Consider the following 3,814-nt stretch of genomic DNA (forward strand, 5'->3'; position numbering starts at 1 on the left):
CGCATCGGTCGAGTAATGCCAGAAACCGGGTTTTTCTTGGCTAGTAACAACAAAAGCTACCCACCAAAAAAACCCGGTTTCTCTAAACGCACAAAATCGGCTTTACACGCCAGCGACTACTTTTTCAGCTTCTGAAGGAAAGCCATGATCTGAGCATTTTGCTTCTTCAGTCCATCAATCTCAGCCTGCATCTTGGCCATTTGCTGTTTCAGAGCTTGGATTTCAACTGTTGCCGCTCCGTCAGTGGCCGCAGTTGCCGGCGCTGCTGCACTAGCTGGAGCTGCACTAGCTGGAGCTGCTTTCGCCGCAGGTGCTGCTGCTGCTGCGGGACGTTTTTTCGACTTGTCTAGGGCGGTTTTCAGCGCTGCCATCAGCTGCTTCTGGTCAAATGGCTTTGCCAGAAACTCAAAAAATTCAAATGGTTCCGGAATTTCTTTAGTAACTTCGTCTTTACGGCCTGACATTACCACTAAAGGAATCGTCCGGAGCTCTGGTTGTTTTTCGATTTCCTGAAAAACGTCCCAACCACTTTTCTTTGGCAGGATGAAATCCAACATAATCCAGTTCGGACGTTCCTTGCGGATTAAATTGAGTCCTTCTACGCCGTCTTTGGCTTCGACGATCTCAAATTTACCCGCAGGTAACATATCTTTTACGGTTTTTCGGATGACTCCGCTGTCGTCTATAACGAGTATTTTGTTAGGCACGACCGATTCCTCTGCGGGAACAGTGATTTTTTTCTAAAACTAATGCTATCGTGTGGGCTTCTTTACTGTGCTAGACACCGCAGCGCTAACACGGGTTGGGTTTTTGTGTTGTATCGGCTGTCCGATCGAGGCAAGTATTTTTTGCCGCTAACAACCGAATCCTGGCAAACACGATGAGATGGGCCGCGTTTGGATAGACTGTATTAGCCTTTTTTCAGCTTACCAGCGAACGACGTTTTACTTTCCCAAGGGAATTTAAGTATATGAAAACCTCCCACACTCACAAGCTTTAGTCTCGATACGGACAATTGAAATTGTCTATTAAGACCAATATTTCTATGTCTACGCACCCATACTACCAGTTCCTTGCCCACCCTAGCAGCACTTTGTCTGACATCAGCGCAAGTGCGGCGATGGCGGGAGTAAATTCTGATGGCGTCGATCGCATAAGAGTCTCAGGTGACATACGATTGCCATACCAGTTTAGCCAACGCTCTACAATTTGAGGCAGACTAATTTTTAAAAGTGCTAGGACCTTGTTTTTCAGCATAAATACTTAAGTTCTATGGCATCTGAAGCTAATCGTACAGATATAACCGCAAAAGCCAATACCCAAATGAAATCTGAAATTGAGGCTATGCCGGCTTGGTTGCGAAGTCGAGGTATCGGTAAAGCCAGTGAAATCTCAACTGTGCAGCGCATTATTAAGCAGCGCCAGATTCACACCATTTGTGAAGAAGGGCGCTGTCCCAATCGGGGTGAGTGCTATTCCCAAAAAACAGCGACTTTCCTACTGATGGGGCCGACCTGTACCAGAGCTTGTGCTTTTTGTCAAGTAGATAAAGGTCACGCGCCCATGCCTTTAGATCCTCAAGAACCCCAAAAGGTGGCCGAATCAGTGCAGTTGCTCGGTTTGCGCTATGTGGTGCTGACTTCCGTGGCGCGAGACGATTTGGCAGATGGGGGAGCGGGTTGGTTTGCGGTGACAATGGGGGCTATCCGCGAGTTAAATCCCCAGACGCAAATAGAGGTGCTGACACCAGACTTTTGGGGCGGTCAAGGAGATGCAGAGCTTACGCCAGAAGAAAAACAGCATCAACGGATTGCTACGGTGGTGAAGGCAAAGCCGGCTTGTTACAACCACAATATTGAAACGGTGCGACGGCTGCAAGCACCGGTGCGGCGAGGGGCTAAGTACGATCGCACTCTCGCCGTCCTCCAGATTGTCAAACAACTCGACTCCACAATTCCCACCAAATCCGGGTTAATGCTGGGACATGGGGAAACGGAAGCAGAAGTAATCGAGACAATGGCAGATTTAAGGGCTGTGGGGTGCGATCGCATCACCTTGGGTCAATATATGCGTCCCTCTCTGGAACACCTGCCGGTGCAGAAGTACTGGACACCGACAGAATTCGATCGTTTGGGTACGATCGCCAAGGAAATGGGCTTTTCTCACGTTCGTTCCGGGCCACTCGTCCGCAGTTCCTACCACGCGAGTGAGACTGCTTAAGGGAAACAGCCTCAAGATTTGCAACTTGAGGCATACCTTACAAATTTACAAATCTTTCTCGGATGTTGTGTTATTGGGGATCGATCTTTGGTATTTGTTGATCAATCACCAAAACCAAATTAGGAGAACAGCCTATGACTGCTAAAGTCCCAAAAACGACTAATGCAACTCGTCCTAGCACAAAAGGCCCCTATCCGTTTCGTACAGCTTGGTTTCTACTGCTGTTAGGTATCAACTTCTTGGTAGCAGCCTATTATTTCCATATTCTGGTATAACACCGACATTTTTTGACAATCGGTGCTGCTCAGAGCGTGCCTTTGAACAAACCTTGGGGACGAACGAGCAGCACTATTACCATGATGACTAGCGCTACAGCGAGTTTATATTCTGGCCCTAAAAAGGGAATGCTGAATTGTTGACCGATGCCGGCGGTAACTTCCTGGGCTATACCAATGACGAAAGCACCTGCGATCGCACCGTAAGGATTGCCAATTCCACCCAGAATTACAGAGGCAAACATCGGCAAGATCAAAAACCATCCCATATTAGGCCGAATTCCCGTAATCAGGCCGTACATACCGCCACCTAAAGCGGTTAAAGTGCCAGCGATCGCCCAAGTCCAAATCACGACGCGATCGACATTGATACCAGTGACGCGAGCTAAGTCAACATTATCTGCGACGGCTCGCATCGCTTTGCCGATTTTGGTATTCTGCAATAACAAGTGCAGTGACACAATTGCCAAAATAGCTAAAATTACGACGACGATCCGGTAGAAAGCGACTCTGACACCGAAAATGTCGATCGCATCTGCAACAGGTAAAGCATAGGATTGGTTGCTACCTCCCCAGATGAAGATAATACCGTTGCGGATAAATAAGGCCAATCCTATAGATAGGATCATTAAAGTGGTAGAAGTAGCACGGCGATCTCGCATCGGCGACCACAGCAGCTTTTCTGACAGCACCATTCCGGCTACCGTTACGATCGCACCAAAAATCAGCGCCAACCAGATATTTACTCCACTCGTATTTACTACCCAAGCCAGATAAGCTCCCAGCGTCATAAAGTCACCGTGAGCGAAGTTGGCTAGCCGCAAGATTCCATAGGTCAGCGTTAAACCGACTGCTGCCAGAGCAATGATACTACCTACCGCAATCCCGTTTACAAACAGCTGTGCAATTTGTTGTACGTCCATTTTTTGATTTATAACCTTTACCCAGTCCTATCGCTTTGATAGATTGTCTCCCAACACAACTGCTTTGAAAAGCTTCATATTTTGAAAGCTATATAAAAATGCTGCAAAATCTCAGAAAAGCAGACTGACTGGCTTCCTACAAGCGCAATTGCTAACTTTCAGCTTTGTCTGACCCGCAGAAAATATTAATTTTTTTGGTTCTCCTTGACTCTCCAGTGCAGGGGAGGGTTTATCGTAGTATTGTCAGTTTCGCTTAAAACGTAATCTACCTCATTGTGTAAGTCTTGTCTAAGAGTTGACATCCTCCTCGACCTAAAGGTACGAGGATTCCAAAGATCGCTCTTTGGGCTTCCTCTTTCCACGACTCGGCTTACTTGGAGGGATTTCTCCACCCAG

The 3,814-nt window shown here is 47.4% G+C and carries 5 protein-coding genes; 2 read left to right on the forward strand and 3 right to left on the reverse strand.

From position 1 onward, the window contains the following. Nucleotides 1–116: 116 nt before the first annotated feature. Both H6S82_RS22990 and H6S82_RS22995 read right to left on the reverse strand, forming a co-directional pair. A complete protein-coding gene (locus H6S82_RS22990) occupies nucleotides 117–707 on the reverse strand; it encodes a response regulator (RefSeq protein ID WP_322111860.1) in 591 nt (196 codons plus the stop codon). Nucleotides 708–1,062: 355 nt separating this feature from the next. Next, complete coding sequence (locus H6S82_RS22995; protein ID WP_190463240.1) at nucleotides 1,063–1,257, reverse strand: hypothetical protein; 195 nt, start codon at nucleotides 1,255–1,257, stop codon at nucleotides 1,063–1,065. 15 nt (nucleotides 1,258–1,272) lie between these two features. Between H6S82_RS22995 and lipA the strand changes: the two genes are divergently transcribed. Both lipA and psaX read left to right on the forward strand, forming a co-directional pair. Continuing rightward, nucleotides 1,273–2,220, forward strand: coding sequence for a lipoyl synthase (gene lipA / locus H6S82_RS23000; protein ID WP_190463242.1), 948 nt, complete (start codon nucleotides 1,273–1,275; stop codon nucleotides 2,218–2,220). Nucleotides 2,221–2,354: 134 nt separating this feature from the next. Continuing rightward, nucleotides 2,355–2,495, forward strand: a complete 141-nt coding sequence (psaX, locus tag H6S82_RS23005) for a photosystem I protein PsaX (protein WP_190463243.1) — start codon at nucleotides 2,355–2,357, stop codon at nucleotides 2,493–2,495. Nucleotides 2,496–2,524: 29 nt separating this feature from the next. On the opposite strand, the gene H6S82_RS23010 is transcribed toward psaX, so the two are convergent. Beyond that, on the reverse strand, nucleotides 2,525–3,418 hold the full coding sequence (locus H6S82_RS23010; protein WP_190463245.1) for a branched-chain amino acid ABC transporter permease: 894 nt from the start codon (nucleotides 3,416–3,418) through the stop codon (nucleotides 2,525–2,527). Nucleotides 3,419–3,814: the final 396 nt, after the last annotated feature.

Source organism: Planktothrix sp. FACHB-1355, from assembly GCF_014748295.1.
GTDB lineage: Bacteria > Cyanobacteriota > Cyanobacteriia > Cyanobacteriales > Aerosakkonemataceae > Aerosakkonema > Aerosakkonema funiforme_A.